The organism is Mycobacterium sp. D16R24 (assembly GCF_002013385.1).
Classification (GTDB): domain Bacteria; phylum Actinomycetota; class Actinomycetes; order Mycobacteriales; family Mycobacteriaceae; genus Mycobacterium.
In genome coordinates, this window is sequence record NZ_MAEV01000030.1 from 1 (window position 1) to 26051 (window position 26051).

Annotated in this window: 26 protein-coding genes and 2 pseudogenes; 12 read left to right on the forward strand and 16 right to left on the reverse strand. The window is 66.2% G+C overall.

Annotated elements, in window-relative coordinates:
• Nucleotides 1-201: pseudogene (locus B4383_RS22485) on the forward strand (phosphoesterase); the annotation flags it as partial.
• Here B4383_RS22485 and B4383_RS22490 read toward each other — a convergent pair.
• Both B4383_RS22490 and gcvT read right to left on the reverse strand, forming a co-directional pair.
• Nucleotides 198-1301 (reverse strand): branched-chain amino acid aminotransferase, encoded by a 1104-nt coding sequence (locus tag B4383_RS22490; RefSeq protein ID WP_078291460.1) that lies wholly within the window; start codon nucleotides 1299-1301, stop codon nucleotides 198-200. The pseudogene B4383_RS22485 and the gene B4383_RS22490 overlap by 4 nt on opposite strands.
• A gap of 42 nt (nucleotides 1302-1343) precedes the next feature.
• On the reverse strand, nucleotides 1344-2438 hold the full coding sequence (gene gcvT, locus B4383_RS22495; protein WP_078291458.1) for a glycine cleavage system aminomethyltransferase GcvT: 1095 nt from the start codon (nucleotides 2436-2438) through the stop codon (nucleotides 1344-1346).
• Between the two features lie 50 nt (nucleotides 2439-2488).
• Here gcvT and B4383_RS22500 point away from each other — a divergent pair, with 50 nt between their 5' ends.
• On the forward strand, nucleotides 2489-3997 hold the full coding sequence (locus tag B4383_RS22500; protein ID WP_078291456.1) for a leucyl aminopeptidase: 1509 nt from the start codon (nucleotides 2489-2491) through the stop codon (nucleotides 3995-3997).
• A 6-nt stretch (nucleotides 3998-4003) separates the two neighbouring features.
• On the opposite strand, the gene B4383_RS22505 is transcribed toward B4383_RS22500, so the two are convergent.
• Both B4383_RS22505 and B4383_RS22510 read right to left on the reverse strand, forming a co-directional pair.
• A complete protein-coding gene (locus B4383_RS22505; protein WP_078291454.1) occupies nucleotides 4004-4345 on the reverse strand; it encodes an oxidoreductase in 342 nt (113 codons plus the stop codon).
• A gap of 36 nt (nucleotides 4346-4381) precedes the next feature.
• A complete protein-coding gene (locus tag B4383_RS22510) occupies nucleotides 4382-4612 on the reverse strand; it encodes a DUF167 domain-containing protein (RefSeq protein WP_078291452.1) in 231 nt (76 codons plus the stop codon).
• A 135-nt stretch (nucleotides 4613-4747) separates the two neighbouring features.
• Between B4383_RS22510 and sucB the strand changes: the two genes are divergently transcribed.
• The 5 genes from sucB to B4383_RS22535 are packed head-to-tail and all read left to right on the forward strand — an operon-like array spanning nucleotide 4748 to nucleotide 9851.
• Nucleotides 4748-6487, forward strand: coding sequence for a 2-oxoglutarate dehydrogenase, E2 component, dihydrolipoamide succinyltransferase (gene sucB / locus B4383_RS22515; protein WP_078291626.1), 1740 nt, complete (start codon nucleotides 4748-4750; stop codon nucleotides 6485-6487).
• A 3-nt stretch (nucleotides 6488-6490) separates the two neighbouring features.
• A complete protein-coding gene (locus tag B4383_RS22520; RefSeq protein ID WP_078291451.1) occupies nucleotides 6491-7393 on the forward strand; it encodes a TIGR01777 family oxidoreductase in 903 nt (300 codons plus the stop codon).
• A 4-nt stretch (nucleotides 7394-7397) separates the two neighbouring features.
• Nucleotides 7398-8093: a lipoyl(octanoyl) transferase LipB gene (gene lipB / locus B4383_RS22525; RefSeq protein WP_078291449.1), complete on the forward strand. Its 696-nt coding sequence runs from the start codon at nucleotides 7398-7400 to the stop codon at nucleotides 8091-8093.
• Entirely contained in the window at nucleotides 8090-9082 is a 993-nt protein-coding gene (gene lipA, locus B4383_RS22530) for a lipoyl synthase (RefSeq protein WP_078291447.1), read from the forward strand. The genes lipB and lipA overlap by 4 nt, the downstream gene beginning before the upstream one ends.
• Nucleotides 9083-9098: 16 nt before the next feature.
• A complete protein-coding gene (locus B4383_RS22535) occupies nucleotides 9099-9851 on the forward strand; it encodes a DUF4191 domain-containing protein (protein ID WP_078291445.1) in 753 nt (250 codons plus the stop codon).
• On the opposite strand, the gene B4383_RS22540 is transcribed toward B4383_RS22535, so the two are convergent.
• Both B4383_RS22540 and B4383_RS27485 read right to left on the reverse strand, forming a co-directional pair.
• Nucleotides 9838-11067, reverse strand: a complete 1230-nt coding sequence (locus B4383_RS22540) for a cytochrome P450 (protein ID WP_078291443.1) — start codon at nucleotides 11065-11067, stop codon at nucleotides 9838-9840. The two genes, B4383_RS22535 and B4383_RS22540, sit on opposite strands and share 14 nt — an antisense overlap.
• 89 nt (nucleotides 11068-11156) lie before the next feature.
• Nucleotides 11157-11405: pseudogene (locus B4383_RS27485) on the reverse strand (hypothetical protein).
• Here B4383_RS27485 and B4383_RS22545 point away from each other — a divergent pair.
• A complete protein-coding gene (locus B4383_RS22545; RefSeq protein ID WP_353615634.1) occupies nucleotides 11296-11880 on the forward strand; it encodes a TetR/AcrR family transcriptional regulator in 585 nt (194 codons plus the stop codon). The pseudogene B4383_RS27485 and the gene B4383_RS22545 sit on opposite strands and share 110 nt — an antisense overlap.
• Here B4383_RS22545 and B4383_RS22550 read toward each other — a convergent pair.
• The 4 genes from B4383_RS22550 to B4383_RS22565 form a co-directional block, all read right to left on the reverse strand.
• Nucleotides 11763-13025, reverse strand: coding sequence for a SidA/IucD/PvdA family monooxygenase (locus B4383_RS22550; RefSeq protein WP_078291439.1), 1263 nt, complete (start codon nucleotides 13023-13025; stop codon nucleotides 11763-11765). The two genes, B4383_RS22545 and B4383_RS22550, sit on opposite strands and share 118 nt — an antisense overlap.
• A gap of 16 nt (nucleotides 13026-13041) precedes the next feature.
• On the reverse strand, nucleotides 13042-13878 hold the full coding sequence (locus tag B4383_RS22555; protein WP_078291437.1) for a GNAT family N-acyltransferase: 837 nt from the start codon (nucleotides 13876-13878) through the stop codon (nucleotides 13042-13044).
• Nucleotides 13879-13968: 90 nt separating this feature from the next.
• The gene (locus B4383_RS22560; protein ID WP_078291435.1) at nucleotides 13969-15363 is read right to left on the reverse strand and encodes an MFS transporter; all 1395 of its coding nucleotides are present in this window, start codon (nucleotides 15361-15363) and stop codon (nucleotides 13969-13971) included.
• On the reverse strand, nucleotides 15364-15828 hold the full coding sequence (locus B4383_RS22565; protein WP_078291433.1) for an RDD family protein: 465 nt from the start codon (nucleotides 15826-15828) through the stop codon (nucleotides 15364-15366).
• 144 nt (nucleotides 15829-15972) lie between these two features.
• On the opposite strand from B4383_RS22565, the gene glnA reads away from it, so the two are divergent.
• The 3 genes from glnA (at nucleotide 15973) to B4383_RS22580 (ending at nucleotide 18446) form a co-directional block, all read left to right on the forward strand.
• Complete coding sequence (gene glnA / locus B4383_RS22570) at nucleotides 15973-17409, forward strand: type I glutamate--ammonia ligase (RefSeq protein ID WP_030095429.1); 1437 nt, start codon at nucleotides 15973-15975, stop codon at nucleotides 17407-17409.
• Between the two features lie 172 nt (nucleotides 17410-17581).
• On the forward strand, nucleotides 17582-17992 hold the full coding sequence (locus B4383_RS22575; protein ID WP_078291431.1) for a DoxX family protein: 411 nt from the start codon (nucleotides 17582-17584) through the stop codon (nucleotides 17990-17992).
• A gap of 34 nt (nucleotides 17993-18026) precedes the next feature.
• Nucleotides 18027-18446: a DoxX family protein gene (locus B4383_RS22580; protein ID WP_078291429.1), complete on the forward strand. Its 420-nt coding sequence runs from the start codon at nucleotides 18027-18029 to the stop codon at nucleotides 18444-18446.
• Here B4383_RS22580 and B4383_RS22585 read toward each other — a convergent pair.
• Nucleotides 18433-19371 carry an endonuclease/exonuclease/phosphatase family protein gene (locus tag B4383_RS22585; protein WP_078291427.1) on the reverse strand — a complete coding sequence of 313 codons (939 nt, stop codon included), beginning with the start codon at nucleotides 19369-19371 and terminating at the stop codon, nucleotides 18433-18435. The genes B4383_RS22580 and B4383_RS22585 overlap by 14 nt on opposite strands.
• A 52-nt stretch (nucleotides 19372-19423) precedes the next feature.
• Here B4383_RS22585 and B4383_RS22590 point away from each other — a divergent pair, with 52 nt between their 5' ends.
• On the forward strand, nucleotides 19424-19927 hold the full coding sequence (locus B4383_RS22590) for a nuclear transport factor 2 family protein (RefSeq protein ID WP_078291424.1): 504 nt from the start codon (nucleotides 19424-19426) through the stop codon (nucleotides 19925-19927).
• A 10-nt stretch (nucleotides 19928-19937) separates the two neighbouring features.
• On the opposite strand, the gene B4383_RS22595 is transcribed toward B4383_RS22590, so the two are convergent.
• The 5 genes from B4383_RS22595 to B4383_RS22615 all read right to left on the reverse strand — a co-directional run bounded on the left by B4383_RS22595 (nucleotide 19938) and on the right by B4383_RS22615 (nucleotide 26043).
• Nucleotides 19938-21227, reverse strand: a complete 1290-nt coding sequence (locus B4383_RS22595; RefSeq protein ID WP_078291422.1) for a HAMP domain-containing sensor histidine kinase — start codon at nucleotides 21225-21227, stop codon at nucleotides 19938-19940.
• Nucleotides 21224-21904: a response regulator transcription factor gene (locus B4383_RS22600; protein WP_286143848.1), complete on the reverse strand. Its 681-nt coding sequence runs from the start codon at nucleotides 21902-21904 to the stop codon at nucleotides 21224-21226. Before B4383_RS22600 ends, B4383_RS22595 begins: the two co-directional genes overlap by 4 nt.
• A gap of 67 nt (nucleotides 21905-21971) precedes the next feature.
• On the reverse strand, nucleotides 21972-22529 hold the full coding sequence (locus tag B4383_RS22605) for a hemophore-related protein (protein ID WP_078291418.1): 558 nt from the start codon (nucleotides 22527-22529) through the stop codon (nucleotides 21972-21974).
• Nucleotides 22530-22674: 145 nt separating this feature from the next.
• The gene (locus B4383_RS22610; RefSeq protein WP_078291416.1) at nucleotides 22675-23013 is read right to left on the reverse strand and encodes a hemophore-related protein; all 339 of its coding nucleotides are present in this window, start codon (nucleotides 23011-23013) and stop codon (nucleotides 22675-22677) included.
• A 48-nt stretch (nucleotides 23014-23061) separates the two neighbouring features.
• The gene (locus B4383_RS22615; protein ID WP_078291414.1) at nucleotides 23062-26043 is read right to left on the reverse strand and encodes a bifunctional [glutamine synthetase] adenylyltransferase/[glutamine synthetase]-adenylyl-L-tyrosine phosphorylase; all 2982 of its coding nucleotides are present in this window, start codon (nucleotides 26041-26043) and stop codon (nucleotides 23062-23064) included.
• Nucleotides 26044-26051: the final 8 nt, after the last annotated feature.

A 26051-nucleotide genomic window follows, 5' to 3' on the forward strand; every position in this document is an offset into this window, starting at 1 on the left:
TATGTCTGGGCGCCCGACGGCAGTAAGCACGCCGAAGCGGTCACGTGGTCGCGGGTGCGCTATCGCAACTATGCGTTCATTCGTGTCGACGTGCGCCCCGGAACCTTCAGCAGCGAAATGGACGTCACCGCCGTCGACGAATACGGCCGCGCCTTCGACACGGTGACCTATCGCCGCCCCGTACGCGCGGCGGCGCCTTAACCGAGCTTGGTGATCCAGCCGTGGGTGTCGGCGAAGGTGCCGCGCTGAATTCCGGTCAACGTGTCGCGCAGCGCCATGGTCACCTCACCCGGTTCCCCATCACCGATGGTGAACTCGCCACTTGAGTGCTTGACACGGCCAACCGGCGTGATGACCGCCGCGGTGCCGCAGGCGAACACCTCGGTGATCTCGCCGGAGGCTGCCTTCTTCTCCAGCTCGTCCACATCGATCTTGCGTTCCTCGATGGCGAAACCGGCGTCGGAGGCCAGCTGCAACAAGGACTTCCGGGTGACACCGGGCAGCAGTGAACCCGACAATTCGGGAGTCACCAGGCGAGCCTCGCCATCGCGACCGAACACGAAGAACAGGTTCATGCCACCCATTTCTTCGATGTACCGGCGCTCGATGGCATCGAGCCACACCACCTGATCGCAGCCCTCGTCGGCGGCCTGCGCCTGGGCGACCAGCGAGGCGGCGTAGTTGCCACCCGTCTTGGCCGCGCCGATTCCGCCGGGTGCGGCGCGCACGTACTCATGCGAAAGCCACACGCTGACCGGCTTGATGCCCTGCGAAAAGTACGCACCTGCCGGTGAGGCGATGAGCAGGTATCGGTATTCGGCGGCGGGCCGCACCCCAAGGCCCGCCTCGGTGGCGATGATGAACGGCCGCAAATACAGCGATTCCTCGCCGCCGCCCGGCGGCACCCAGTCCGCGTCGACGGCAATGAGCTGGCGCAGCGATTCGACGAACAGCTCTTGCGGCAGCTCGGGGATGGCGATGCGGCGGCAGGACTGGATCATCCGTTCGGCGTTAGCCTCGGGCCGGAACGCGGCGATGGTCCCGTCGGGTTGACGGTACGCCTTGAGCCCCTCGAAGACCTCCTGCGCGTAGTGCAACACGATGGCGGACGGGTCAAGAGTGATGGGGCCGTAGGGCACCACTTGCGCATTGTGCCAACCGTTTTCGGTGTTCCAGTCGATGGACACCATGTGGTCGGTGAAATACTTCCCGAAGCCCGGCGCGGCCAGTACCTCAGCCCGACGCGCCGGGCTGGCCGGTGACGGGTTGAGTTGCCGGGTGAACTCGGGGAGCGGACTCATGCTCGGCAGTCTAGCTGTCCGATGTCGCCACATCCGAACCCATTATCCGACGTTGACGTCCACGAACGGCGGCTTGACGACCTCGCATTCGATCTCCCGGCCACGCACGTCGACAGCGACGGTGTCCCCGTCGGCGATCTGAGCGGAGGTGTCCAGCAAGGCCAGAGCGATACCGGTCTTGAGGGTCGGCGAGAAGGTGCCCGAGGTGGTCACCCCCACCGACTGGCCACCCGAGAGCACCGTGAGATCGGGGCGCAACACGCCCCGGCCGGTGGCTCGCAGGCCGCGCAGGGTACGGCGCGGACCCTCCGCCTTCTCTTGAGTGAGGGCATCACGGCCCCAGAACGCGTCCTTCTTCCAGCCGACGGCCCATCCGGCCCGGGCCTGGACCGGGCTGATGTCGGCGGAGAGCTCATGCCCGTGCAGCGGATAACCCATCTCGGTGCGCAGCGTGTCGCGTGCGCCCAGACCGGCAAGCTGACCGCCCGCAACGGTGATCGCCGGCAGCAGCGCATCGAACACCGCACCGGCAGCGTCCCAGGACGGCAGCAGCTCGTAGCCGTGTTCCCCGGTGTAGCCGGTCCGGCACACGCGCACTGGCAGACCGTCGAGCGTCGCGTCCGCGTAGGCCATGTATTCCATATCCGTTGGCAGTCCGAGCCCTTGCAGCACATCCGCCGACTTGGGTCCCTGCACGGCCAGCACCGCGTAGTCGCGGTGCTGGTTGGTGATGGTGATGCCCTCGGGGGCCTTCTCCTGCAGAGCGGCCACCACCGCGGCCGTGTTGGCGGCATTGGGCACCAGGAAGATCTCGTCATCGGAGACGTAGTAGGCGATGAGGTCGTCGACGACACCCCCGGTCTCAGTGCAACACAAGGTGTACTGGGCCTTGCCCGGTCCAATCTTGTTGAGATCGTTGGTAAAGCACGTATTGATGAAGGCTGCGGCGCCCGGTCCGCGCACCAGCGCCTTACCCAGGTGGCTCACGTCGAACAGGCCGACAGCCTCGCGGGTAGCGGTGTGCTCCCCCACTGTGCCGGCGTATGACACCGGCATGTTCCAGCCCCCGAATTCAGCGAAGGTGGCGCCCTGCGCGGCGTGCCGATCGTGAAGTGGGCCGAGTAACAGATCCGTCATGGCGTTCACCCTAATTGGCGCATCATTCGCTTTCACTAGGCTGTGAGCCTATGAGCGCATACACGGCACCTTCGTTCACCCTGGCCACATCCATTCCGCAGCGCGGGGTCTCCGCGGCAGTGCTGCTCGTGGGCGTGCGCCCCAGCGAGAAGGAATCCGACAAGGGCCCCAAGGTGGTCGACGCCCAGCTGCTGGACAAGGCGGCCGTCAAGTCCATCGAGGCCGCGCTCAAGGCAGTCGGGGCAACTGGCTCGGCCGAGCAGCTCACCCGGGTGGTCGTGGACGGGCTGCCGGTGGCCAGTGTGCTCGCGGTAGGACTGGGCAAGGCCGACACCGCCGAGTCCATCCGTCGCGCCGCCGGAGTCGCCGCACGGTCACTCGACAGCGTAGAAACCCTGGTGACCACGCTGTCCGCGCAGGATGTCGACGCCACCGTGCAGGGGCTTGTGCTGGGCGGGTACCGCTTCGCGGAATTCCGCAGCGCCAAGACGGCACCGAAGGATGCCGGGCTGCAGAAGGTTACGTTGCTCGTCGGCGACAAGGGGCGCGCGCAGAAGGACGCCATGGAGCGCGGTGCCGCCGTCGCCGCTGCTGTCGTGATTGCCCGCGATCTGGTGAATACTCCGCCCAGCCACCTGTTCCCGGCCGAATTCGCCAAGCGCGCAAAAACGTTGGCGACGGCCGAGGGTATCGAGGTCGAGGTCCTCGACGAGAAGGAACTGGCCAAGGGCGGCTACGGCGGTGTCGTGGGAGTGGGCAAGGGCTCCTCGCGCCAGCCGCGTCTGGTGCGATTGACCTATCGCGGCGCGAAGGGAAAGAAAGCCAAGACGGTCGCTCTGGTGGGCAAGGGCATCACCTTCGACACGGGCGGCATCTCAATCAAGCCGGCCGGCGGTATGGAGAACATGACCTCCGATATGGGTGGGGCGGCAGCGGTTATCGCGGTCACCCTGCTGGCGGCCCGCCGGCAGTTGCCGATCGACGTGATCGCGACGGTACCCATGGCCGAGAACATGCCGTCCTCGACGGCGCAGCGTCCCGGTGACGTGTTGACCCATCTCGACGGCACCACCGTCGAGGTGATCAACACCGACGCCGAGGGCCGCCTGATCCTCGCTGACGCGATCGTGCGGGCCTGCCAGGACGAGCCCGATTACCTGATCGACACCGCAACGCTGACCGGTGCGCAGGTGGTGGCGCTGGGTACGCGCACCCCCGGCGTGATGGGCACCGACGAGTTCCGGGACCGGGTGTCGTCGATCTCGCAGTCCGTGGGCGAGAACGGCTGGGCCATGCCGCTCCCCGAGGAACTGCGCGACGATCTCAAGTCCCGGGTGGCCGACCTGGCGAACGTCACCAATCACCGCAACGGCGGCATGCTGGCGGCCGGATTGTACCTGCGCGAGTTCGTCGCCGACGGCGTGCAATGGGCACATATCGACGTCGCGGGCCCGGCGTTCAACACCGGCGGACCGTGGGGCTACATCTCCAAGGGCGGCACCGGTGTGCCGGTGCGGACCATCTTCGGGGTGCTGGAAGACATCGTCGAGAACGGGTAAGCGCCGCTAGGCGCCTTCCTCGGCCGCGCGGCGCTTGAGGATTCGCTGCCGGGCGTCGTAATCACGTTTGCGTTGCGGGTACCCGGTGCGATGTACGTCGTACACGGGGATCTTGAGTCTCTCGGAGATTCGCCGCGCGCCCGCTACCCCGCCGACGCGGCGGCGAGTCCACTCACCATCACCCGCGATGAGAATCACGGTGACGTCGGAGAAGTTGGTTTGCGGTTCGACGTAGGCCTCCACGCCGGTGCGCGCCGCCGCCCAGGCCGCGAGGTAGCGCACGTCGTCATTCGTGCCCTGTGTGGTCCGCCCCCCGCGTTTGCTTCGAAAGGCGTCGATCCATGCCATTCGCCCATGGTGCCAGCTAATCCTGAGATCGTGCTGTCATCCGACCGAGAATCGCTTCAGTCTGCTGGTCTGCCCGGCAACGAGCCGCACCGTCGATTTCGGCACGTCCAAATACTCGGCAAGCAACGCGACGGCAGCCTTGTTGGCTTTGCCGTCGATCGCCGGCTCCCGCACAAAGAGGGTCAACGCGCCGTCGTCGGCAACCTCGACAGCGGGCCCCTTGCGGCTGCCGGGCTTGATGACGCAGACGACTGTGCGCACACTCACCCTTCGATCTTGGACCCGGGCAGGCGCGCCGTTCCACTCAGTGACAGGATTGACCCGCTGGCCACGTCGCTGTGGTAAGCCAGATATGTCCACATTGTGTGCGCCGCTATCGGAACCTTTTCAGGAGTGGAAACCATGGCCTTCTCCGTCCAGATGCCCGCCCTCGGTGAGAGCGTGACCGAAGGGACGGTGACACGGTGGCTCAAGCAAGAGGGCGACACGGTCCAAGTCGACGAGCCATTGCTCGAGGTCTCCACCGACAAGGTGGACACCGAGATCCCCGCTCCCACTTCGGGTGTGCTGACCAAGATCAGCGCCCGTGAGGACGACACCGTCGAGATCGGTGGCGAATTGGGTGTGATCAGCGAGGCTGGAGAAGCAGCGTCTGCCCCGGCAGAGGCAGCGCCCGCGGCCGCGCCGGCCGCGCCCGCTCCGGAACCTGCACCGGCGCCGACACCGGCACCAGCTGCCGCTCCGGCACCCGCGGCCGCCGCCCCTCCGGCGGGCCCCGGCACCTCGGTCACGATGCCCGAGCTCGGTGAGTCTGTCACCGAGGGCACCGTGACCCGCTGGCTCAAGAAGGTCGGCGACGAGGTCGGGGTGGATGAGCCGCTCGTCGAGGTATCCACGGACAAGGTCGACACGGAGATTCCGTCCCCGGTCGCCGGTGTGCTGCTGAGCATCTCGGCCAATGAGGACGACACCGTCGCCGTGGGTGGCGAACTCGCCGTTGTCGGGGCCGCTGGTGCTGCTCCCGCCGCAGCTCCGGCACCCGCTCCTGCCGCACCTCCTGCTCCCGCGGCAGCTCCGGCACCCGCTCCTGCCGCACCTCCTGCTCCCGCGGCAGCTCCGGCACCCGCTCCTGCCGCACCTCCTGCTCCCGCGGCAGCTCCGGCACCCGCTCCTGCCGCGCCGGCGCCCGTCGCCGTCGACGGCGCAAGCGATAACCCGTACGTCACGCCGCTGGTGCGCAAGCTCGCCGCCGAGAACAACGTGGACCTGTCCGCGCTGACCGGCAGCGGTGTGGGCGGACGCATCCGTAAGCAGGACGTCCTGGCCGCCGCCGAAGCCGCCAAAGCTCCCGCCCCGGCGGCAGCTGCTCCCGCGGCGCCTGCGCCATCGGCTCCGGCAGCTCCGGCTGCGCTGGCACACCTGCGTGGAACCACGCAGAAGGCCAACCGGATTCGCCAGCTGACCGCCAAGAAGACGCGCGAGTCGCTGCAGCAGACCGCACAGCTGACGCAGACCCACGAGGTCGATGTCACCAAGATCACGGCTCTGCGTGCTCGCGCCAAGGCCACCTTCACCGAGCGCGAGGGCGTCAACCTGACCTTCCTGCCCTTCTTCGCCAAGGCCGCGGTCGAGGCGCTCAAGGCGCACCCGAACGTCAACGCGAGCTACAACGAAGACACCAAGGAGATCACCTACTTCGACGCCGAGCACCTGGGTATCGCGGTCGACACCGATCAGGGGCTGCTGTCTCCGGTGATCCACAATGCCGGTGACCTGTCGCTGGCCGGGCTGGCCCGTGCCATCGCCGATATCGCCGGTCGCGCACGTTCGGGGAACCTCAAGCCCGACGAGCTCGCCGGCGGCACCTTCACCATCACCAACATCGGCAGCCAAGGTGCGCTGTTCGATACCCCGATCCTGGTGCCGCCGCAGGCCGCCATGCTCGGCACTGGTGCAATCGTGAAGCGTCCCAGGGTTATCCGTGACGACGCGGGCAACGAGTCGATTGGCATCCGGTCGATCTGCTACCTGCCACTGACCTACGATCACCGCCTGATCGACGGAGCCGACGCGGGGCGGTTCCTCACCACGATCAAACATCGCCTGGAAGAGGGGGCTTTCGAGGCGGACCTGGGTCTGTAGCTCATGCGCATCGTCATCGCCGGCTCCTCGGGGGTGATCGGGTCTGCGCTTGTCGCGTCACTGCGTGCCGCAGACCACACCGTGGTCCGACTGGTTCGCCGCGACCCGATGGGCCCCGATGAACAGCGCTGGGATCCGGCGAGCGGGCAGATAGAACCAGGCGCTCTGGACGGGGCCGATGCCGTCGTCAACATGTGTGGCGTCGGCGTCGGCGACAAGCGGTGGTCGGGCGCCTACAAGCAGGAGATCTACGACAGCCGCGTCATCCCTACCGAGGTGCTGGCCGGTGCTGTCGCCGATGTCGGCATACCGGTGTTGATCAATGCCTCCGCGGTCGGCTACTACGGCGACAGCGGAGACCGCGTCATCGACGAAACCGCATCCAGCGGTGACGGTTTCCTCGCTCGCGTGTGCGTCGACTGGGAGGGAGCGACCGAGGAGGCCGCGCAAGCCGGAACCCGGGTGGTAATCGTCCGCACCGGCCTGGTGCTGTCCCCCGCCGGCGGGCTCTTCGGCAGGTCACGCCCGTTGTTCTCCCTCGGCCTGGGTGCGCGGCTGGGCAACGGGCGCTGGTACATGCCCTGGATCAGCCTCGAAGACCAGATCCGTGCCCTCGAGTTCGCGTTGACCGAATCGGCGCTCTCGGGCCCGGTCAACCTGACCGGGCCCGCACCGGTGACCAATGCGGAGTTCACCGCAGCCCTGGCCCGGACGCTGCATCGCCCCACCCTGCTCGTGGCACCCCAATTCGCGCTGCGCGCCATCTTCGGCGAGTTCGCCGATGCCGAACTGACCCGCAGCATGCGGGTCATCCCCGCCGTCCTGGAACGGCACGGATTCGAGTTCGAGCACCACACCATCGGCGAGGCGCTGGCCTACGCCAACAACAGTCGACCAATGAAGTGAGATAATGGAACCCGTGCACCGCACTCATGGATCCATCCGATCCAGCGCAGATCCCGTCGTCGTACAGGATCTGGGCGTGATCGACTATGAGGCGGCCTGGGGGCTGCAGCGCGACCTCGTCGAGGCGCGCGTCGCTGGCGGACCCGACACACTGCTGACCCTGCAGCATCCGGCGGTGTACACCGCCGGCCGGCGCACCGAGGCGCAGGAACGGCCGATCAACGGCGCACCCGTCATCGACACCGACCGCGGCGGCAAAATCACCTGGCACGGGCCGGGTCAGCTGGTCGGCTACCCGATCGTGCGATTGGCCGAGCCCATCGACGTGGTGAACTACGTTCGGCGCCTAGAAGAATCGATCATCGCGGTGTGCGCACAGCTGGGCGTGCAGACCAAGCGCGTCGATGGCCGCTCCGGCGTGTGGCTGGCCGCGGGCGGCGGGAAGCCCGAACGCAAGATCGCCGCGATCGGGGTCCGCGTGCAGCGCGGCGTCACCATGCACGGCTTCTCCCTCAACTGCAATAACAGCCTGGACGCGTACCTGCCGATCGTGGCCTGCGGCATCAGCGACGCCGGTGTGACGACCCTGTCCGCCGAACTGGACCGGGACGTCACCATCGACGAGATACATGACCAGGTGATTACCTCGGTGCTCGACGCACTAGAAGGACGGCTGGCAGTCGGGGCGGTCGGAGCATGACCGAACCCCGCAAGCTGCTGCGACTGGAAGTTCGCAACGCCCAAACCCCCATCGAACGCAAGCCGGACTGGATCCGCACCCGCGCCAAGATGGGCCCCGAGTACAAGGAACTCAAGGCGCTGGTGCGCACGGGCGGTCTGCACACCGTGTGCGAGGAAGCCGGATGCCCCAACATCTTCGAATGCTGGGAAGACCGCGAGGCCACCTTCCTCATCGGCGGCGAGCAGTGCACCCGTCGCTGCGATTTCTGCCAGATCGACACCGGCAAGCCCGCTGACCTGGACCGAGACGAGCCTCGGCGGGTGGCCGAGAGCGTGCACACCATGGGCCTGCGGTACTCGACAGTCACCGGGGTGGCGCGGGACGACCTGCCCGACGGCGGCGCCTGGCTGTACGCCGAAACCGTGCGGTACATCAAGGAGCTCAATCCGGCCACGGGTGTGGAGCTGCTCATCCCGGACTTCAACGCCGTCCCCGAGCAGCTCGACGAGGTGTTCGCATCGCGGCCCGAGGTGCTCGCGCACAACCTGGAGACGGTGCCGCGAGTGTTCCGCCGTATCCGGCCCGCGTTCAGCTATGAGCGAAGCCTGTCGGTGATCACCGCCGCGCGTGAGGCGCAGCTGGTGACCAAGAGCAACCTGATTCTCGGCATGGGCGAGACCAACGACGAGATTCGCGAGGCACTTGTCGCGCTGCACGAGGCGGGCTGCGACATCATTACCATCACCCAGTATCTGCGGCCCTCGCCGCGACACCATCCGGTTGATCGCTGGGTCAAACCGCAAGAATTCGTGGAACTTTCGGATTTTGCGGAGGGTCTGGGCTTCGCCGGTGTGATGGCCGGGCCGCTGGTGCGTTCCTCGTACCGGGCGGGGCGGCTGTACGCGCAGGCGATGGCTCACCATGGACGCCCGCTGCCCGCCGAGCTGGAGCACCTGGCGTCGGCCGGGTCGGCTGCCCAGGAGGCAGTGAATCTCATCGCGCGCTGAGACTTAGACTCGGTACATGCCTAAATCACTGAATCCCGCCGAGGCCAAGGCCGCCAAGGCCGAGGTAAAGGCGCGCCGTAAGGCCGAATCAAAGGCGCGCCGCGCCCAGATGTGGCAGGCCTTCCAGATTCAGCGCAAGGAAGACAAGCGTCTCCTGCCGTACATGATCGGCGCTTCCGTACTGATCGTGGCGGCGTTCGCGGTCGCCGGGTACTTCGCGGGCGGGATCAGCGTGTTCATGTTCCCGATCCTGGGCGTGGTGCTCGGCCTGCTGGTGGCGTTCATCATCTTCGGCCGGCGCGTGCAGAAATCGGTGTTCACCAAGGCCGAGGGCCAGAAGGGTGCCGCGGGCTGGGCGCTGGACAACATGCGCGGAAAATGGCGGGTCACCACCGCAGTCGCGGGTACGACGCAGCTCGACGTCGTGCACCGGGTCATCGGCCGGCCCGGCGTCATCTTCGTCGCAGAAGGTGCTCCCGGCCGACTGGGCCCGCTCTTGGCTCAGGAGAAGAAGCGCACCGCTCGCGTCGTCGGCGATACACCGATCTACGACGTCATCGTCGGCAACGAGGACGGTCAGGTGCCGCTGTCCAAGCTGGAGCGCCACCTCACCAAGCTTCCCGCCAACATCACCGCCAAGCAGATGGACTCCCTGGAGTCCCGGCTGTCGGCGCTGGGTTCACGCGCCGCGGCCATGCCGAAGGGCCCGATGCCTGGTGGTCAGGCGAAGGCACGCGGCGGGATGCAGCGCACCATCAGGCGCCGGTAGCTCCCAGGCTGAGCTCCAGCTCCAGCGTGTGGTGCCGACGCACCATGATGCTCGGAACCCACTGGGCACCGCCGGGTTTGATCGTGAATTCGTGTGTCCGATCAAGCAACAGGTTGATCGCGGTACGCGCCTCCAAACGCGCCAGCGCCGCCCCCACGCAGAAGTGCAGTCCCTTGCCAAAGGTGATGTGACTGCGGGGACTTGGCCGGTCGAGGCGCAGGGCGTCGGGGTCCTCGAAGATCGCCGGATCGCGGTTGGCCGCGCCCCACATCAGGGTGAGGTGGCTGCCCGCGGGCAGCTCGACCCCGCCGAGCGAGGTGTCTGCCACGACGTGACGGTGATGCCCGCGGAACGGCGACTCCAGCCGAAGGGCCTCTTCCAGGAAGGTCGGCAACAGCGCACGGTCGTCTCGAATGCGCCGCTGCAGCTCGGGATTCTCGCCGAGGATACGCACCGCGTTACCCATCAATCCCGCGGTGGACTCACCACCGGCGCCGACCAACTGCACCAGGATCATCACGCCGATATCTAAGGAGATATCTCCCCGGTTACACGCCTGTGCCAGGTATCCAAGCAGGTCCTCCCCGGGCGCGGCCAGCTCCTTCTCCAGGTGTTCACGCAGGTAGAGGATCAGATACATGGTGTCCTTGACGACCTGGGCCTGCCGCTGCGCGGTGTTGAGCCCGCCGAGCATCTCGGTGCTGGAGTAACCCCACTGCACCAGTTGCGGCACATCCTCATCGGGCAGGCCGATCAGCCGGGCCACCATGGTCATCGGCAACGCATCGCCCATCGCGGCCATCCAGTCGATGCCGTCGCCGTCGACTCCGCGTTCCCACAACCGCGTCCCCGTCGCGGCCATGACGGGTTCCAGCGCGGTGATCCGCTTGGCGACCAATGTCGGCAGCACCAGTTTGCGATGCGCATGATGGACCGGATCGTCGCCGGTGGCCAGGACATGGGTGGGGTCGGCGACCGGCCCCATCACGGCAACCGTCGGGCCGGACTCGGAGTCCTCGGATCTCATGAGCGCGGCGGTGAGGTTGGACGAGAAGTCCCCGGTGCGCTCGGTGGCCTCCACGACGAGATCCCAGCGTGAGACGAAGTAGAAGCCAGAATCGCCGACGGGCCATACCGGCGCCGTCTCGCGCAGCCTCCGATAGAACGGATAGGGATCCTCCAGGACCTGCGGGTCGAACAATTCCACGGTGCTCATCACCTACGAGGCTGACAGACCGGAAAACCGCACGTCAAGGCATTCACGAAACTGAGAAGTCCCTGTTCAGGGACATGATCCACGACGTCTCACGGCGCCCGTTCCACCTGCGCACATAGTGAGAATTGTCGAGAATTCTGTCTCATATTGAGATAGATTCGGGAAGCAATGTCACCGTATTCGGACTGGTTGCACAAGGGTGGACGTCATCGCGCGGCCGCTGATCGCATCGTGTCGGTCGCGGCCAAGCAGATCGCGCGCCACGGGCTGGACCGGCTGAACCTCGATGCGGTGGCCCGCGAGGCGGGGTGCTCCCGCGCGACGGTGTATCGGCACATCGGCGGCAAGACGGCGATTGTCGATGCCGTGTTGGCCCGAAACATCGCGAGCGTCACCTCAGATATTCAGCGGGCGGTCGAATCCGCGGATGCGCGGCGGCGTGCGGTCACCGCCATCACCGCGTCGTTGACCGCCATCCGCAACGATCCCGTCGTCAGTGCGATGGTCGCGACGATGTCTCCGGCCTCGCTCGGGTCCCACCTGACCCCGTCCTCCGAGATCCCGCGTTCGGCCTCTACGTTCACCGGTCTTGCTGATGAGACTGCCGTGCAATGGATTTCACGCGTGGTGATGGCATTTCTGTTCTGGCCCTCGGCAGATCCAGCGCTGGAATCGGAGATGATCGAGCGGTTCGTCTACCCGGTCTTGAAAGATGCCACGGCGTCGCGGGTCTCCGCCGCGGTGGCCAGCGAATCCACGATCTCTCCGGCCCGCACCGCGACATTGGACAGCAACGAGGAAGACAGTCCGTGACTGTGCTCCACCGATCCGTTGAGGTAGATGTCCCCCGGGGCATCCGCCCGCGCCCGTAGCCGGTAATCGCGTTCGACAACCGGCAGGCCATCCGCATCGAACTCGTAACACGAGGCCAGCGCCCCCAGGAAGGCTCTCACGTCCAGAGGCCGGTATCCGGTGGCGTACACCACCAAATCGCAGTCGAGCAGCTCGGTCGAGGATGTCGGCAGATGCGTCACGGCGAGGCGCACCCGTTCCGGAGCCTCGTCGACGGCAGCGATTTTCGAGGCGTTGTGCATCCACAGTCGCCGCTGCCCGTTGACCCGTTCCCGGTACTCACGGTCATACAGATCGGCGATCAATGGGGAATCGACCGCGGCGTAGTTAGTGTCGCGGTGATAGTCGACCAGCTGGCGGCGCACCTCGGCGGGCGCGCTGTAGAAGTCGTCCACCGCGGCCGGATCGAAAATCCTGTTCGCGTAGGGACTGTCGTCGGCCGGACTGTATCCGTAGCGGGCAAAAATGGCATGCACCTGGGCATCGGGATACCTGTTATGCAGGTACGCCACCGCCTCTGCGGCACTTTGCCCGGCACCCACCACCGCGACGCGAGCGGGTGAGCCTGCCAACGCGTCGAGCCTGGTCAACAGCTGGCTGCTATGCCATTGCCGCGCAGTGGGATTGATTCCGGACGGCATCGCCGGGAACGTTCCACAGCCCAGAACCAGCGCCCGCGCATGCATCAAGCGATCCGGCGACCGCCCGGTGGTGTCCTGCAGCCGCACCTGGAATCCGTCGGAGGCCGCCTGAATTCCGATCAGACGCGAGGAGTAGCTGACATCGGCCCCGAGCGCCTGCTGCGCCCAATCCAAGTAATCGTGGAACTCTTCCCTGGTCGGAAAGAAACTCTGCTGGTTGATGAAGTCCGGCAGCCGCCCACGCTCCGTCAAATAGTTGACAAAGGTGTAGTCGCTCTTGGGATTACGCAGGGTAACAAGATCTTTGAGAAAAGCGACCTGCATCCGCGCCCCCGGGATGAGCATGCCGCGATGCCACCCGAATTGAGCCTGAGTGTCGACGAACTTCGCCGATGCCCGGTGCGGATGCTCGGCGAGCGCTATCGCGAGCGCAAGGTTCGATGGCCCGAATCCGACCCCGAGCACATCGCAACACGCATGGCTATCCGAGGGCAAGGGACCGCTCCAGACGCTCTAAATAACGTTGCCGCGCAGTGTCCTTGGTGACCAGTACCAAGAAGTCCGCCATGTCGAACTCCGGGTCAAAGGAAGGCGGTCCGCAGATCCGTCCGCCGATGCGCAGGCATCCGTGCAGCAGCGGTGGGATCTTCGCCTTTTCCTGGGGCGGGATTTCCTCCAGCGGCACACCGTCGACAACGACCGGGTGGCGCGGTACTACCCGATACTCGTCGGGGGCGGCGAACCGTTGCGCGAAATCATGCACCGAGCGCACCAACGATCCTCGTGGCCCACCGTCTTCCATCCGGACCGACAGACAGCCAATCGCATACTGATGCTCGGTCATCTGCTGGTACCGGAAAATTCCGGCCCACAAGATCCCCATGACCGCACCGTTGCGATGTTCGGGCGCGACGGTAACTCGGCCGATCTCAACCAGTTTGGGCCGCAGCGGGTCCAGCGCGGACGCATCGAACATCGAGTCGGTGAACGTCTCCCCCGCCGCCTGGTATCCCTCCGGCGGGAGCAGCCGGCAACAGCCGATGATGGCTCCGGTGTCCTCGTCGCGAGCCAATAGGTGATCGCAGTAGGGATCCAGCTTGTCCAGATCGATCATCTCGCCCGTGATCGGCCCGCGAACGGCATGCGGCAACGGCGCCCCCATTTCGTCGGCGAACGCCTGATACCGAAGCCGTTGTGCGGCTTCAACTTCAGCCGGATCAGACGACAGGACAATGCTGTACCGTGGCCGCGGGTTCGCGTCCGTCCCCCGATCGGAACCGACACCGGGCGCTGCGATGAGAACCGCCGCGCTCTCCATGATCGAAAGCTACTCCCTCTGTCTACGGCTCACCACCGCAATGCACAAATACCCGTGGGCATCCGTACAGGCAGGCGCGATCACCGATGGCTAGATAGCTAGCGACTCTCCGGTGGCCGGATCGTGCGAGCGACTCATCGTAGCCACAGCAAGCAGAATCAGCGAAACGAGCGCCGCGCAGGCCGCCGCGAGGGCCCCCAGCGTCAGCACGCTGTCGATGCCCGCGGCGCCTGCGGCCCTGGCCCCGGTCTGACCGGCGGCGGCATGCCCGAACGCCACGCCCATGCTCGCCACCCCCAGAAGGATGCCGATCTGACGGCCCGTGCTCACCGACCCGGTCGCCATCCCGGCGTCGTCCAACGGCACGAACCGCAGTGCAGCATCGGATGTCATCGCCGAGAGCGCACCCAGCCCCAGCCCGGCCAGCGTGGAGCCGAAAATGAAGTGGGTCCAGACCGTATCGGCGTGGGCCCCCGTCGCGGCCCATAATCCGATCGCCACCAGCGCCACGCCGCCGGGAATGGTGATCATGGTGGGCAGCCGCCGGCCCACCAGAATCCCCAACGGCGCCCCCGCGATGGTCGCGAGCGTCAGCGGACCGGCACGCAGCCCCATCTCAAAAGCGTTGTAACCCAGGGTATTCATGAAGTACAAGGCCAGATAGTTGGTGGCTGCGATGAGCGTGCCGGAGGCCGCGGCCGCGGCAACCCACACCCCGGCGAAACCGGGCGAGGTGACCAGCCGCAGGCTCAGCATGGGTGCCGGCGCACGGCCCTCCCACCAAAAGAACAGCACCAGAGCCAGCACGGCACCGACCGCCAGTGAACCGGACGTCGTGGCCCCAATTCCCCCGTCGTGCAGCGAGATCACCGAGAAGACACCGGTAACCAGCCCGGAGGTGAGCAGCATCGTGCCTACCCAGTCGACAGGCCGCAGCTCGTCGGCGCGGGTCTCCGGGAGGTGGCGCACGGCAATCACCAGCGCGATCACACCCACCGGCAGGTTGACCAGGAAAATCGACTGCCACCCGAAATGTGTGACGAGGAACCCGCCCAGCAGCGGACCGGCGGCGCTGCCCGCACCCATCACCGCGCCGTAGATCGCGATGGGGGCGCCGCGGCGCTCCAGCGGGTACTGCGCGGCAATGATCGGCAGCGATACCGCCAGCAGGATCGCCCCGCCGATGCCCTGCGCGGCGCGCACCCCGATCAGCAAGGGTGCACTGCTCGAGAGCGCGCAGCCCAGCGAGGCCGCGGTGAACAGCACCATGCCCAGCAGATAGAGCCGTCGACGGCCCAGACGATCGCCGAGGGTGGCCGCGGTGAGCAACAGCCCCGCCATCGGCAACGCATAGGCATCGATGACCCATTGCAGATCGGCGAGGTCGGCCCCCAACGACGACTGGAGGTCCGCCAGCGCACTCGACACGATCGTCATGTCAAGCAGCAGCATGAACACCGCCAAACAGACGGCGAGCAGCACCATCTAGCGGGAACGAATCACGACGGTGCGGGTCACCCGGTCATGCAGACCGCGGCCGTCGATATCGGTGATGAGCGGCGGCACAATCACGGCAATCAGCAGATTCCTGACAAACGCGCGGCCAATGCCCACCGAGCTGGTTCCATCGGCGGGCGCTATCTGCACACCCGCCAGGTACTGGCCTGGGGTAAACCGCCACAGCCGCACCGCCACCACACCGATGACGAGCCAGGTCAGCAGCTGCGCCGAGGACAGCGTGGGCGACAGAAGATTTCCCTTGACGAACAGCAAGGCCAGACCGCCGGCGATGAGCCAGTCGAGCAGCAGTGCCAGCAGCCGCCGCGCCATCGGTGCCGCTGATCCGGGACCGATCTCGGGCAGGCCGAGCTGCTCTCCGGGATACCGAGAGTTGCCCGCGCCCTGCACCGAACCAAGCCCCGACAACCATGAACCCAGGTCTCGCGCCATACTCACAGCGTAAAGGCCAACCAATTCACGGTTACGCGTAACATCCGCGCAACATATGGTTGACCGGCGGGCAACACCAGCTTCATAGGTTCAGTCGCGCGGTCATGGTTTTAGTGGACCCAAGAGGAAAAAACAAGGAGAAGCATGGCGTTCAGTAGCCCCGACGAGGTATTCAAGTTCATTGCCGACGAGAAGGTCGAGTACGTGGACGTCAGGTTCTGTGACCTGCCGGGCGTCGTGCAGCACTTCTCCATCCCCGCATCTGCTTTCGATGCCAGCGTCTTCGAAGACGGTCTCGGCTTCGACGGGTCCTCTGTGCGCGGATTCCAGTCGATCCACGAATCCGACATGCTCCTGCTGCCTGATATCTCGACGGCCAAGATCGACCCGTTCCGCGCCGCCAAGACGCTGAACGTCAACTTCTTCGTGCATGACCCGTTCACCCGCGAGGCCTACTCGCGTGACCCGCGCAACGTGGCCCGCAAGGCCGAGCAGTACCTCACCAGCACCGGTATCGCCGACACCTGTTACTTCGGCGCCGAGGCCGAGTTCTACATCTTCGACTCGGTCAGCTTCGACTCGAAGATCAACGGCACCTTCTACGAGATCGACTCGGAGGCCGGCTGGTGGAACACCGGCGAGCCTTACGAGGAGGACGGCAGCCCGAACCGCGGCTACAAGGTGCGCCCCAAGGGTGGCTACTTCCCCGTCGCCCCGTACGACCACTTCGTCGACCTGCGCGACGAGATGACCACCAACCTGATCAACGCCGGATTCACCCTGGAGCGCGGTCACCACGAGGTGGGCACCGGCGGGCAGGCCGAGATCAACTACAAGTTCAACACCCTGCTGGCCGCGGCCGACGACGTGCTGTTGTTCAAATACATCATCAAGAACACCGCATGGGCCAACGGCAAGACGGTCACCTTCATGCCCAAGCCGCTGTTCGGTGACAACGGATCGGGCATGCACGCCCACATGTCCCTGTGGAAGGACGGCAAGCCGCTGTTCCACGACGAGGCCGGGTACGCCGGGCTCTCGGATGTGGCCCGCCACTACATCGGCGGCATCCTGCACCACGCCCCGTCACTGCTGGCGTTCACCAACCCGACGGTGAACTCCTACAAGCGGCTGGTGCCGGGCTACGAGGCCCCGATCAACCTGGTCTACAGCCAGCGCAACCGGTCGGCGTGCGTGCGCATCCCGATCACCGGTAACAACCCGAAGGCCAAGCGCCTCGAGTTCCGCTGCCCGGACAGCTCGGGTAACCCGTACCTGGCGTTCGCGGCGATGCTGATGGCCGGTATCGACGGCATCAAGAACAAGATCGAGCCGTTGGCGCCCGTCGACAAGGACCTGTACGAGCTGCCTCCGGAGGAGGCCGCCAACATTCCGCAGGCCCCGACCAACCTGGCCACTGTGATCGACAACCTTGAGAAGGATCACGAGTACCTCACCGAGGGTGGCGTTTTCACCTCCGATCTGATCGAGACCTGGATCGCGTTCAAGCGCGAGAACGAGATCGAGCCGATCAACATCCGTCCTCACCCGTACGAGGTAGCTCTCTACTTTGATGTGTAGAGCCGTGTAATCCGCACATCATCAAGGCCCCCGGGATCTTCCCGGGGGCCTTGTCATTTTTGCGGTACGGGGATAGCTCGAGAAGCGGCCTTCTCGCGGTAGAGACGCTGGTGAACCCGGTCGCCGACGCCTAGGCAGGAATAAAGCGGACTATGGTCCTATTGTTAGACGCATGGCTCTCGCTGATATCGAAAACAAGCTCACCGGTCTGACACCGGTCGCCCTGTCGGCATTCCGGATCGTGGTCGGGTTCCTCTTCTTCCTGCACGGCACCTCCCACCTGTTCGGTTGGCCACTCGCCTCGTTCCTGCAACCCGTCGGCACCCTGCCCTGGTGGGCCGGCATCATCGAATTCCTTGGCGGAGCGGCGATCATCCTTGGGCTCGGCACCAGATTCTCCGCGCTCGTGTCCTCGGGCGCGATGGCAGTCGCCTACTTCACCCAGCACCAGCCCGAGGGGCTGCTGCCGATCCAGAACAACGGGGAGGCCGCCGCCCTCTACAGCTGGATCTTCCTGCTACTGGTGTTCACCGGCGGCGGGTCGCTGTCCCTCGACCGAATCATTACCCGCGCTAAGCGCTAAGTCGTTACGCGCGAATTGTTTTAGCATCCTGGCCATGGCCTCCTCCAGCACCTCCAGCTCAGTCGCCAAGCTCGACGGCGCCACGCCCGTTGTCCTGTCGTTGTTCCGGATCGTCTTCGGATTCCTGTTCACCGTCCACGGCACCGCCATCCTGTTCCGCTGGCCCGACCTGGCTTCGATACCCCCGGTTGAGTCGTGGTCAGTGGGCTGGTGGGCAGGTGCCGTCGAGTTCCTCGCCGGCGTCGCGATTCTGTTCGGCGCCGGAACTCGGATAGCGGCCTTCATCGGTTCGGGCACGATGGCGGTCGCCTACTTCACCCAGCACCAGTCCGCCGGGCTACTTCCCATCGAGAACAACGGCGAGCTGGCGGCCCTGTTCTGCTGGGGCTTTTTCCTCTTGGTGTTCACCGGCGGCGGATCGCTCTCCGTCGACGCGGCGCTCAAGAAGAGCTAGGCACCACCACCGTGGCGATGAGCGCCCGGTGGTCGGTGCCGTAGATCTCCTGAGTACTCACCGAGGTAGCGGCCGCCCCTCGGGTCAGTACGTGGTCGATCCCGATCAGCCTGGTGTACCAGCGCCCCTCGCGCCAGGTCGGCAGCCAGCCGGCCCCGGCCTGATCCACCGCGTCGGCGAAACCGCCGGTAAGGATCTGCCGGAACACGAAGTGGTCGTAGGTCGCGTTAAAGTCGCCGCCGACAATCACTTTCACATCGGGGCGCAGGGCCTGTAACTGACGGCCAAGGGTGTCCAGCTCGGTGAGCCAGCCCGGTGAACTCATGTCCTTCTCCGGCGGGCGGGTGTGCACCGCGACGAGCATGACCGGCCCCACTCCGGGGATCTCGGCCTCCGCCCAGATCTGCCGCATGGCAAAGCTCTGGTCGTCCTGATGCACCGGGGTCAACGGGTATCGACTCCAGATTCCGGTGCCTGCCGCCTTCGGTTCGGCGATGGTGTACGAATACGGAAGCACCGAATCAATTCCCGCGGCAACGAGTTTCGTCCGGGCTTCCGGTGTGAGCTCGTCAACGGTTACCACGCCCACATCGTGCTCGTGAATCGCGGCCACCACTGCCCCGGCATCACCGACACCGAAACGCAGGTTCGCCTGCAACACCGTGACGGTTGTCCCCTGCGGGTGGCTGTCGGGCAGGTACAGCGGTGCCAGAGCAAGCACCTGCAACGCGATCACGACGGTCGCCGTCAACACACCCCACCACTGTCGCACCGCGAGGAACAGCAACAGCCCCAGGATCATCAGCAGGCACGTGACCGGAAAGCCGGCCGTCAGCCCGATCAGGGGCGACCAGCTTGACCGCACCCACCGGGACGCGATAGCCAGCATGGCGACGATGCTCAGCAGCCAACCCAATGCCCCCACGGCGCTCCATCCTCGCACCTCAGGGACGGTACCCTATGGCACTCTCTTAGCCATGCCATCGTTTAGCCGCGCCGAACTCGAGGACGCATTCGCGCAACACCAGGCCACCGTCCATCGCTGCATCGAAACCGGCGACTGGAATCCCTATGCCGAGATGTACACCGAAGACGCCCTCTACATCGAACACGTGGTGGGTCGCCTGCGCGGCAAGGAGGCCATCCGGCAGTACATCACCGCGGTCATGGCGGAGTTCCCCGGCAACCACATGCCCAGCCTGCCTGCCACCTGGACCGTCTTCGACCCCGAAAAGGGTTGGGTGGTCTGCGAAATCGACAACGTGATGAGCGATCCCGGTGACGGCCAGCATTGGGGCGAGCCGAACCTGACCGTGCTGCACTACGCCGGGGGCGGGCTGTGGTCGCAACAGGAGGACGCCTACAACCCCGCCAACATGGTCAAAATGGTGCGGCGTTGGTGCAAGACCGCAGAGGCTTCCGGGCACCTGCCCGGGGAAGCCCGCGACTGGCTCGACAAGTACGGGTCCCGCAAGAACTGACGAGCAGGTCTTATTCGGCCAAGATCGTCAGCGTCGCCCGCAGACCGCCCAGCGGGCTGGCCGACAGCACCACGTCTCCCCCGTGCAACGCGGCCTGCTGCGCCACAAGCGCCAGACCCAATCCCAGCCCGCCGGGCTTGGCGCCGGGTCCACGCTCAAACCGACCGAGCACCCGTTGCCGATCGGCCTCGGGTAGCCCGGTGCCGTCGTCGTCGACCTCGATGACCAACCGGTTATCGGCCCGATTGGCGGAAAGCACAACGTGTTTGGCATCGCCATGGTTGATGGCGTTGCGCACCAGGTTGTCAACGGCCAGCCGCAGCCCATCCGGCCAGCCCAGCACCACGCCGCAGTCGTCGGAGTTGACGGTGATCTCCGGCGTGGCGGCACGGTGCATCAGCGCATCCGCTGCCACCCGGTCCAGCAGGTCGGCGATGCCCACCAGTTCACGGTCCTCACGCCGGGCGAGGTCTCCCGAGGCCAGCTGCCCCAGTGCCGTAATGGTGGCCTCGACACGCCGTTGCGCGCGCTGCAGGTCGCCGATCACCTCGGAATGTTCCTCATGCGAGAGGTCATGTGCGCGCAAGGTGTCCAGGTCTGCGCGCATCGCGGTGAGCGGGGTGCGCAGCTCGTGGGCGGCACTGGCGGCGAAATCGCGGGCCGCCAGAAGCGATTTGGTGGTATCGGACTGCGCCGCCGAGACCCGGCCGAGCATGGCGGTCAGGGCGTCGGCAAGTTCTTCGGACTCCCGGGCACCGCGCACCGCGGCGACCTGCAGGCCGTCGGTATCGAGCTGACGGGTCTGCTCGGTGAGCTGACGCAGTGGCCGCACCGCCCGCCCGGCGAACAGCCACGCGAAGCCGCCGGCCAGCAGCATCGAGAGCACGCCAAGGGCGATGAACACCGGAATTCCGCGGTGGTTCACCAGTACCGCGTCCGCCCGGGTTCCCAGCGAGAGCACGGTCTGCTCTTCGGGGTTCTCGATAGTCCGGACGCGGTAGGTGACACCGCCGACGTTGACGTTCTCGGTTCCCAGCGGCAGCCTCGGCAGCTCGACGCCCCGGAAGATCACCAGGCCACCGCTTGTGGAGTCCCGGACGGTGAGCACAAACGTGGTGTCCCCGTGCCGGGTGGTGGCCTGTACCGCATCGACGACAACGTCGAGCCGGCGGTCCAGCTGTTGAGTATCGTTGCGCACCAACGCGATACCAGCGACAATGCCGATCAGGGCAACAACCAGACCGGCAGCCAGGAAGGCCGCTACCGCGACCCTGGTGCGCAGGGAGAGTGAGCGTTTCACGGCTCTTCCCTCATCACGTACCCCACACCTCTGACGGTGTGGATGACACGGGGGGCACCTCCGGTTTCCAGTTTGCGGCGCAGATAGCTCACAAAGACGTCGGCGACATTGGTCTCGACGTCAAAGTCGTACCCCCACACCAGTTCCAGCAGCCGGGTGCGGCTGAGCACCACACCGGTGTTTTCGGCCAGCACCACCAGCAGATCGAACTCGCGCTTACTCAGCTCGACGCGTTCTCCGCTGGCGAAGACCAGCCTGCGAGATACGTCCACGGTGATCTGCCCGACGGTGATGGCGGAGGCGGCCAGACCGCCGCCACCGGCGCCACGACGGCGCAGCAGGGCGCGCAGGCGCGCCACCAGCTCGCCGAGATCGAAGGGTTTGGTCAGATAGTCATCGGCGCCGGCCTCCAGGCCGGCGATCCGGTCGTTGACGGTGTCGCGTGCGCTGAGGACGCAGATGGGAATGTCGTTACCCAGGGCCCGCAGTGCGGTAACCACCGCCACCCCGTCCAGCTCGGGCATCTGCACATCAAGCACCAGGGCGTCGGGTTCGTCGGCCGCGAGCTGGGTAAGCGCATCCCGGCCATCGACAGCGACCCGGACGTCGAAACCCGAATGACGTAGCCCGCGGGCTACCGAGTTCCGAACGTCCGGGTCGTCATCGACCATCAACACCTTGTGACGAGCGGGGGTTTCCTGAGTCATTGCTGCTTAAGGCTAGGCCGCCCGTCTAAGTGTGTTGTTAGACGTCCTGCTGATCGATCACCGCGGTGACGGCAGGCGATGCCGGCTTGGCCGGCGCGGCCGGCTGCATGTTGGCGGTTTCCGCGACCTCCTGAGCCGGCTGCTGCTGCGGCGCGAAGGGGTTCCACGGCTGCTGCGGCTGCTCAGCGGGGGCATTCTCGGTGACAGGCGCAGCGGGCTGGCCCACCAGTCCGGCGGGAGCGGCCGGGGCCGCGTCATCGGTGTCCGCGCCACAGCTGTTCTTCAGGCTCGTCAGCGGCTGACGGATCTTGTCGAGCTCGGCCTTGGCGGCGGGCTGACCATCGAGGTAGGTCTTGATGGCTTCACGGCGCTCGCCCTCGGGCGCGCCCTTGGCGGCCTTGGTGATGCCGTCGTTGATCGTCGGGTTCTTGTCCAGGTAGCTCGCGACCTGGCTCGACACGGTCGAGTGGGTCCGGGCGAACTCGGCGGCAGTGCACTGGCCGGGAGCTGCGCCAGCGGCACCCGAGAAGGCCAGGGCGCTGGCGACCGCGCCGGCACCAACGACACCGCTGAGTACAGCAGAGGTGAACTTCATGGAGTACTCCTTGTTCAGCGTTACAGCCGACGACGTGCCGACTCGTCCGGGACGCTATCGAGTGTTGGTTGGACGGTGATGGCCCGAACGTTAAGAAACCATGAGAAGCGCGGCGAAAATTACATTCGTGACGTTCGGCCAGCACCTAGCCGTCGGGCCAGCAGCGGTTCTTGAAGTCCTGCACGGGCTGACGGATCGCGTCCAGGTCCGCCCTGGCCGCTGGATTCGCCGTGAGATAGGCCTGCACGGCCTCATGCTTAGCACCGCCGTCGCCGGGGGTGCTCTTGAGGGCACCACTGATCCCCGCGTTGACGTCGGGATGGCGTTCCAGGTACTCCGCGCGCTTGGTCGCCTCCACCGCATCGAGCCGTGCCTCCTCGGAGACGGTGCAGTCGCCCGGCTTCGCCGCGGCGGGCGCCGCCATACCGAGAGCACCGGCGACAACACCGAGACCCACGACGATCGATGTGTACTTCATAGCCACTCCTCGAAGGACTGAGATCCGCGGAAAGGGATCGTGACCCGCAAGAAGCTACTCCCCAAAGACGCGCTGAACGACCGCTTTGGCGCGCCTGGTCACCCGCAGATAGTTGTCCAGAAACTCGCCGCCATCGGTGTCCGGCCAGCCCGCGGCCGCGGCCACGGTATTGAGCAGCCGCCCGGGGCCGGGCAGTTGGTCGGTGGGCTTACCGCGTGCCAGCACCAGCGCGTTACGCGCGTTGGTGGCGGTCAGCCACGCCTGGCGCAGCAGCTCGGCATCCTCAGCCTCGATGAGCCCCGCCTCTGCCGCGGCGTGCAGGGTCTGCAGTGTCGAGGTGCTGTGCAGGGACGGATGTTCGTGGGCGTAGCGCAGCTGCAGCAGCTGCACGGTCCATTCCACGTCGGCCAGCCCGCCGCGGCCCAGTTTGGTGTTGGTATTCGGGTCGGCGCCGCGAGGCAACCGCTCGGCATCCACCCGCGCCTTGATCCGGCGGATCTCGCGCACCGCATCCAGGGCGATGCCACCGGCCGGGTACCGCGTCTTGTCGATCAGGTGCAGGAACCGCAGACCCAGGTCGGCATCGCCGGCGACGCTGTGCGCACGCAACAGCGCCTGCACCTCCCACGGCTGCGCCCACTGCCTGTAATAGGTCTCGTAGGCCGCCAGGGTGCGCACCATCGGCCCATTGCGCCCCTCCGGACGCAGCCCGGTGTCGACCTGCAGCGGCGGATCGGTGCTCGGAGCACCCAGCAGCTTGCCCAGATTCTCGGCGATCGTCGCCGACCAACGGACTGCCTCATCGTCGGTGGCGGCACCGCGCGCCTCGCACACGTACAGCACGTCGGCATCGGATCCATAGCCCAGCTCGCCGCCGCCCAGCCGGCCCATCCCGATGACGGCGATGCTCGCGGGAGCCTCTTCCTCCTCGGGAACACTCCCCTTGATCAGGGCATCCAGGGCCGCCTGCAGCACCGCCACCCACACCGAGGTCAGCGCGCCGCAGACATCAACCACATCCAGCAGACCCAACAGATCTGACGAGGCCACCCGCGCCAACTCCCGGCGCCGCAATGATCGTGCCGCCCCGATCGCACGCTCGGGATCCGCATGCCGCGCCGAGGACGCGATGAGCGCTCCGGCCACCGAGACAGGTTCTGCCTCAAGAAGCTTGGGACCGTTGGGCCCGTCGGCGTACAGCTGGATCACCTCGGGCGCACGCATGATGAGGTCCGGCACATAGGCGGAAGTGCCCAGTATCTGCATGAGTCGCTTGGCCACCGCTCCCTCGTCGCGCAGCGTGCGCAGGTACCACGTCTGGTCGACCAGCGCCTCGCTCACCCGGCGATAGGCCAGCAGTCCGGCGTCCGGATCGGGAGTATCCGCCAGCCAATCCAAAAGTGTTGGTAGCAGGATTGTTTGGATGCGTCCGCGGCGCCCGCCCTCCTTGGTCAGCGCGGACAGGTGACTGAGGGCATGCTGTGGCTGCTGGTAACCCAGGGCGGCGAGCTGGCGCACCGCCGCCTCGTTGGACAGCCCCAGCGCTTCCTTGTCGAACTCGGTGACCGATTCCAGTAGCGGTTGGTAGAACAGCTTGGTGTGCAGGCGAGACACCCGCACCGCCTGCCGCTTGATCTCGGCGCGCAGCACCCCCAGCGCGTCGTTCTGCCCGTCGGGGCGCACGTGGGCGGCCCGGGCCAGCCAGCGCATCGCCTCGGTGTCCTCCGGTGCGGGCAGGGTGTGGGTGCGCTTGAGTCGCTGCAGCTGCAGTCGGTGCTCCAGTAGCCTCAAGAACTCGTACGAGGCAGTCAGATTCGCACTGTCGTCGCGCCCGATGTAGCCGCCCGCGCTCAGTGCGGACAGGGCATCGATGGTCGAGGCGACGTGCAGCGACTCATCTGCCCGACCGTGCACCAGCTGCAGCAGCTGCACCGCGAATTCGACGTCACGCAGCCCGCCGGTGCCCAGTTTGATCTCACGCTCGCGCAGGTCCGCCGGCACCAGCGATTCCACCCGGCGGCGCATGGCCTGCACTTCGGACACGAAATCTTCACGCTCGCAAGCGGTCCACACCATCGGCATGAGGGCGTCCATGTACGCCTTGCCCAGCTCGGCATCGCCGACGGCGGGTCGCGCCTTGAGCAGCGCCTGGAACTCCCAGGTCTTGGCCCAGCGCCGGTAGTAGGCCACATGAGAATCCAGGGTGCGTACCAGCGCCCCGGCTTTACCCTCCGGGCGCAGTGCCGCGTCCACCTCGAAGAAGGTGCTGGAGCCGATGCGCATCATCTCCCCGGCGACGCGGGTGGTCAGTGAATCGGCCTCCTCGGCCACAAAGATGACGTCGACATCGCTGACGTAGTTGAGTTCGCGCGCACCACATTTGCCCATCGCGATGACAGCGAGCCGGGGCGGGTCCTGCCTGTCCGGCACCACCAGCGACACCGCAACAGCCAATGCCGCCGTCAAGGCGGCATCGGCGAGATCCGACAGGTGTTGGCCCACCACCGGGAACGGCAACACCGGTTCGTTCTCGACGGTGGCCGCGAGATCGAGTGCAGCAAGCACCAGCAGCCGATCCCGATAGGCGTCGCGTAACGCCGAGATCGCGGTGCCCTCGGATACCGAGGCGCGTCCCCCAACCGCACCCACGGCCGCCAGGAATCGTTCTTGCAGAGCCTCTTTGGACTCGAGTTCGATATCCCCGACCAGCAGCTGCCAGCGGTCCGGATGCGCTACCAGGTGATCGCCGAGCGCCAACGAAGACCCGATCACCGACAGCAGCCGCCCCCGCAGCGCGGTGTCGGCGCCGAGCTCCCGATCCAGCGCCGCCCAGTCGGCGCCCATTTCCTCGTGCAGCCGGATCAGGGTGAGCAGTGCGGCGTCGGCGTCGGGCGACCTCGACAACGACCACAACAGCGGGACCTGCGTCTCGGTGGTCCAACCCAGCTCTTCGAGCAGTGATGCGGCCCGCGCATCCACAAGTCCCAGCCTCCCGACGCTGGGAACCTTCGAACGCTCGGTGGAGGCTCGAGTCACCTCAGACC

Coding starts and splice junctions, on each gene's coding strand:
- glnA (WP_030095429.1), top strand. CDS start 15,973: ATGGCGTTCAGTAGCCCCGACGAGGTATTCAAGTTCATTGCCGACGAG.
- B4383_RS22575 (WP_078291431.1), top strand. CDS start 17,582: ATGGCTCTCGCTGATATCGAAAACAAGCTCACCGGTCTGACACCGGTC.
- B4383_RS22555 (WP_078291437.1), bottom strand. CDS start 13,878: ATGGAGAGCGCGGCGGTTCTCATCGCAGCGCCCGGTGTCGGTTCCGAT.
- gcvT (WP_078291458.1), bottom strand. CDS start 2,438: ATGACGGATCTGTTACTCGGCCCACTTCACGATCGGCACGCCGCGCAG.
- B4383_RS22560 (WP_078291435.1), bottom strand. CDS start 15,363: ATGGTGCTGCTCGCCGTCTGTTTGGCGGTGTTCATGCTGCTGCTTGAC.
- B4383_RS22520 (WP_078291451.1), top strand. CDS start 6,491: ATGCGCATCGTCATCGCCGGCTCCTCGGGGGTGATCGGGTCTGCGCTT.
- B4383_RS22565 (WP_078291433.1), bottom strand. CDS start 15,828: ATGGCGCGAGACCTGGGTTCATGGTTGTCGGGGCTTGGTTCGGTGCAG.
- lipB (WP_078291449.1), top strand. CDS start 7,398: ATGGAACCCGTGCACCGCACTCATGGATCCATCCGATCCAGCGCAGAT.
- B4383_RS22490 (WP_078291460.1), bottom strand. CDS start 1,301: ATGAGTCCGCTCCCCGAGTTCACCCGGCAACTCAACCCGTCACCGGCC.
- B4383_RS22590 (WP_078291424.1), top strand. CDS start 19,424: ATGCCATCGTTTAGCCGCGCCGAACTCGAGGACGCATTCGCGCAACAC.
- B4383_RS22605 (WP_078291418.1), bottom strand. CDS start 22,529: ATGAAGTTCACCTCTGCTGTACTCAGCGGTGTCGTTGGTGCCGGCGCG.
- sucB (WP_078291626.1), top strand. CDS start 4,748: ATGGCCTTCTCCGTCCAGATGCCCGCCCTCGGTGAGAGCGTGACCGAA.
- B4383_RS22535 (WP_078291445.1), top strand. CDS start 9,099: ATGCCTAAATCACTGAATCCCGCCGAGGCCAAGGCCGCCAAGGCCGAG.
- lipA (WP_078291447.1), top strand. CDS start 8,090: ATGACCGAACCCCGCAAGCTGCTGCGACTGGAAGTTCGCAACGCCCAA.
- B4383_RS22580 (WP_078291429.1), top strand. CDS start 18,027: ATGGCCTCCTCCAGCACCTCCAGCTCAGTCGCCAAGCTCGACGGCGCC.
- B4383_RS22500 (WP_078291456.1), top strand. CDS start 2,489: ATGAGCGCATACACGGCACCTTCGTTCACCCTGGCCACATCCATTCCG.
- B4383_RS22540 (WP_078291443.1), bottom strand. CDS start 11,067: ATGAGCACCGTGGAATTGTTCGACCCGCAGGTCCTGGAGGATCCCTAT.
- B4383_RS22505 (WP_078291454.1), bottom strand. CDS start 4,345: ATGGCATGGATCGACGCCTTTCGAAGCAAACGCGGGGGGCGGACCACA.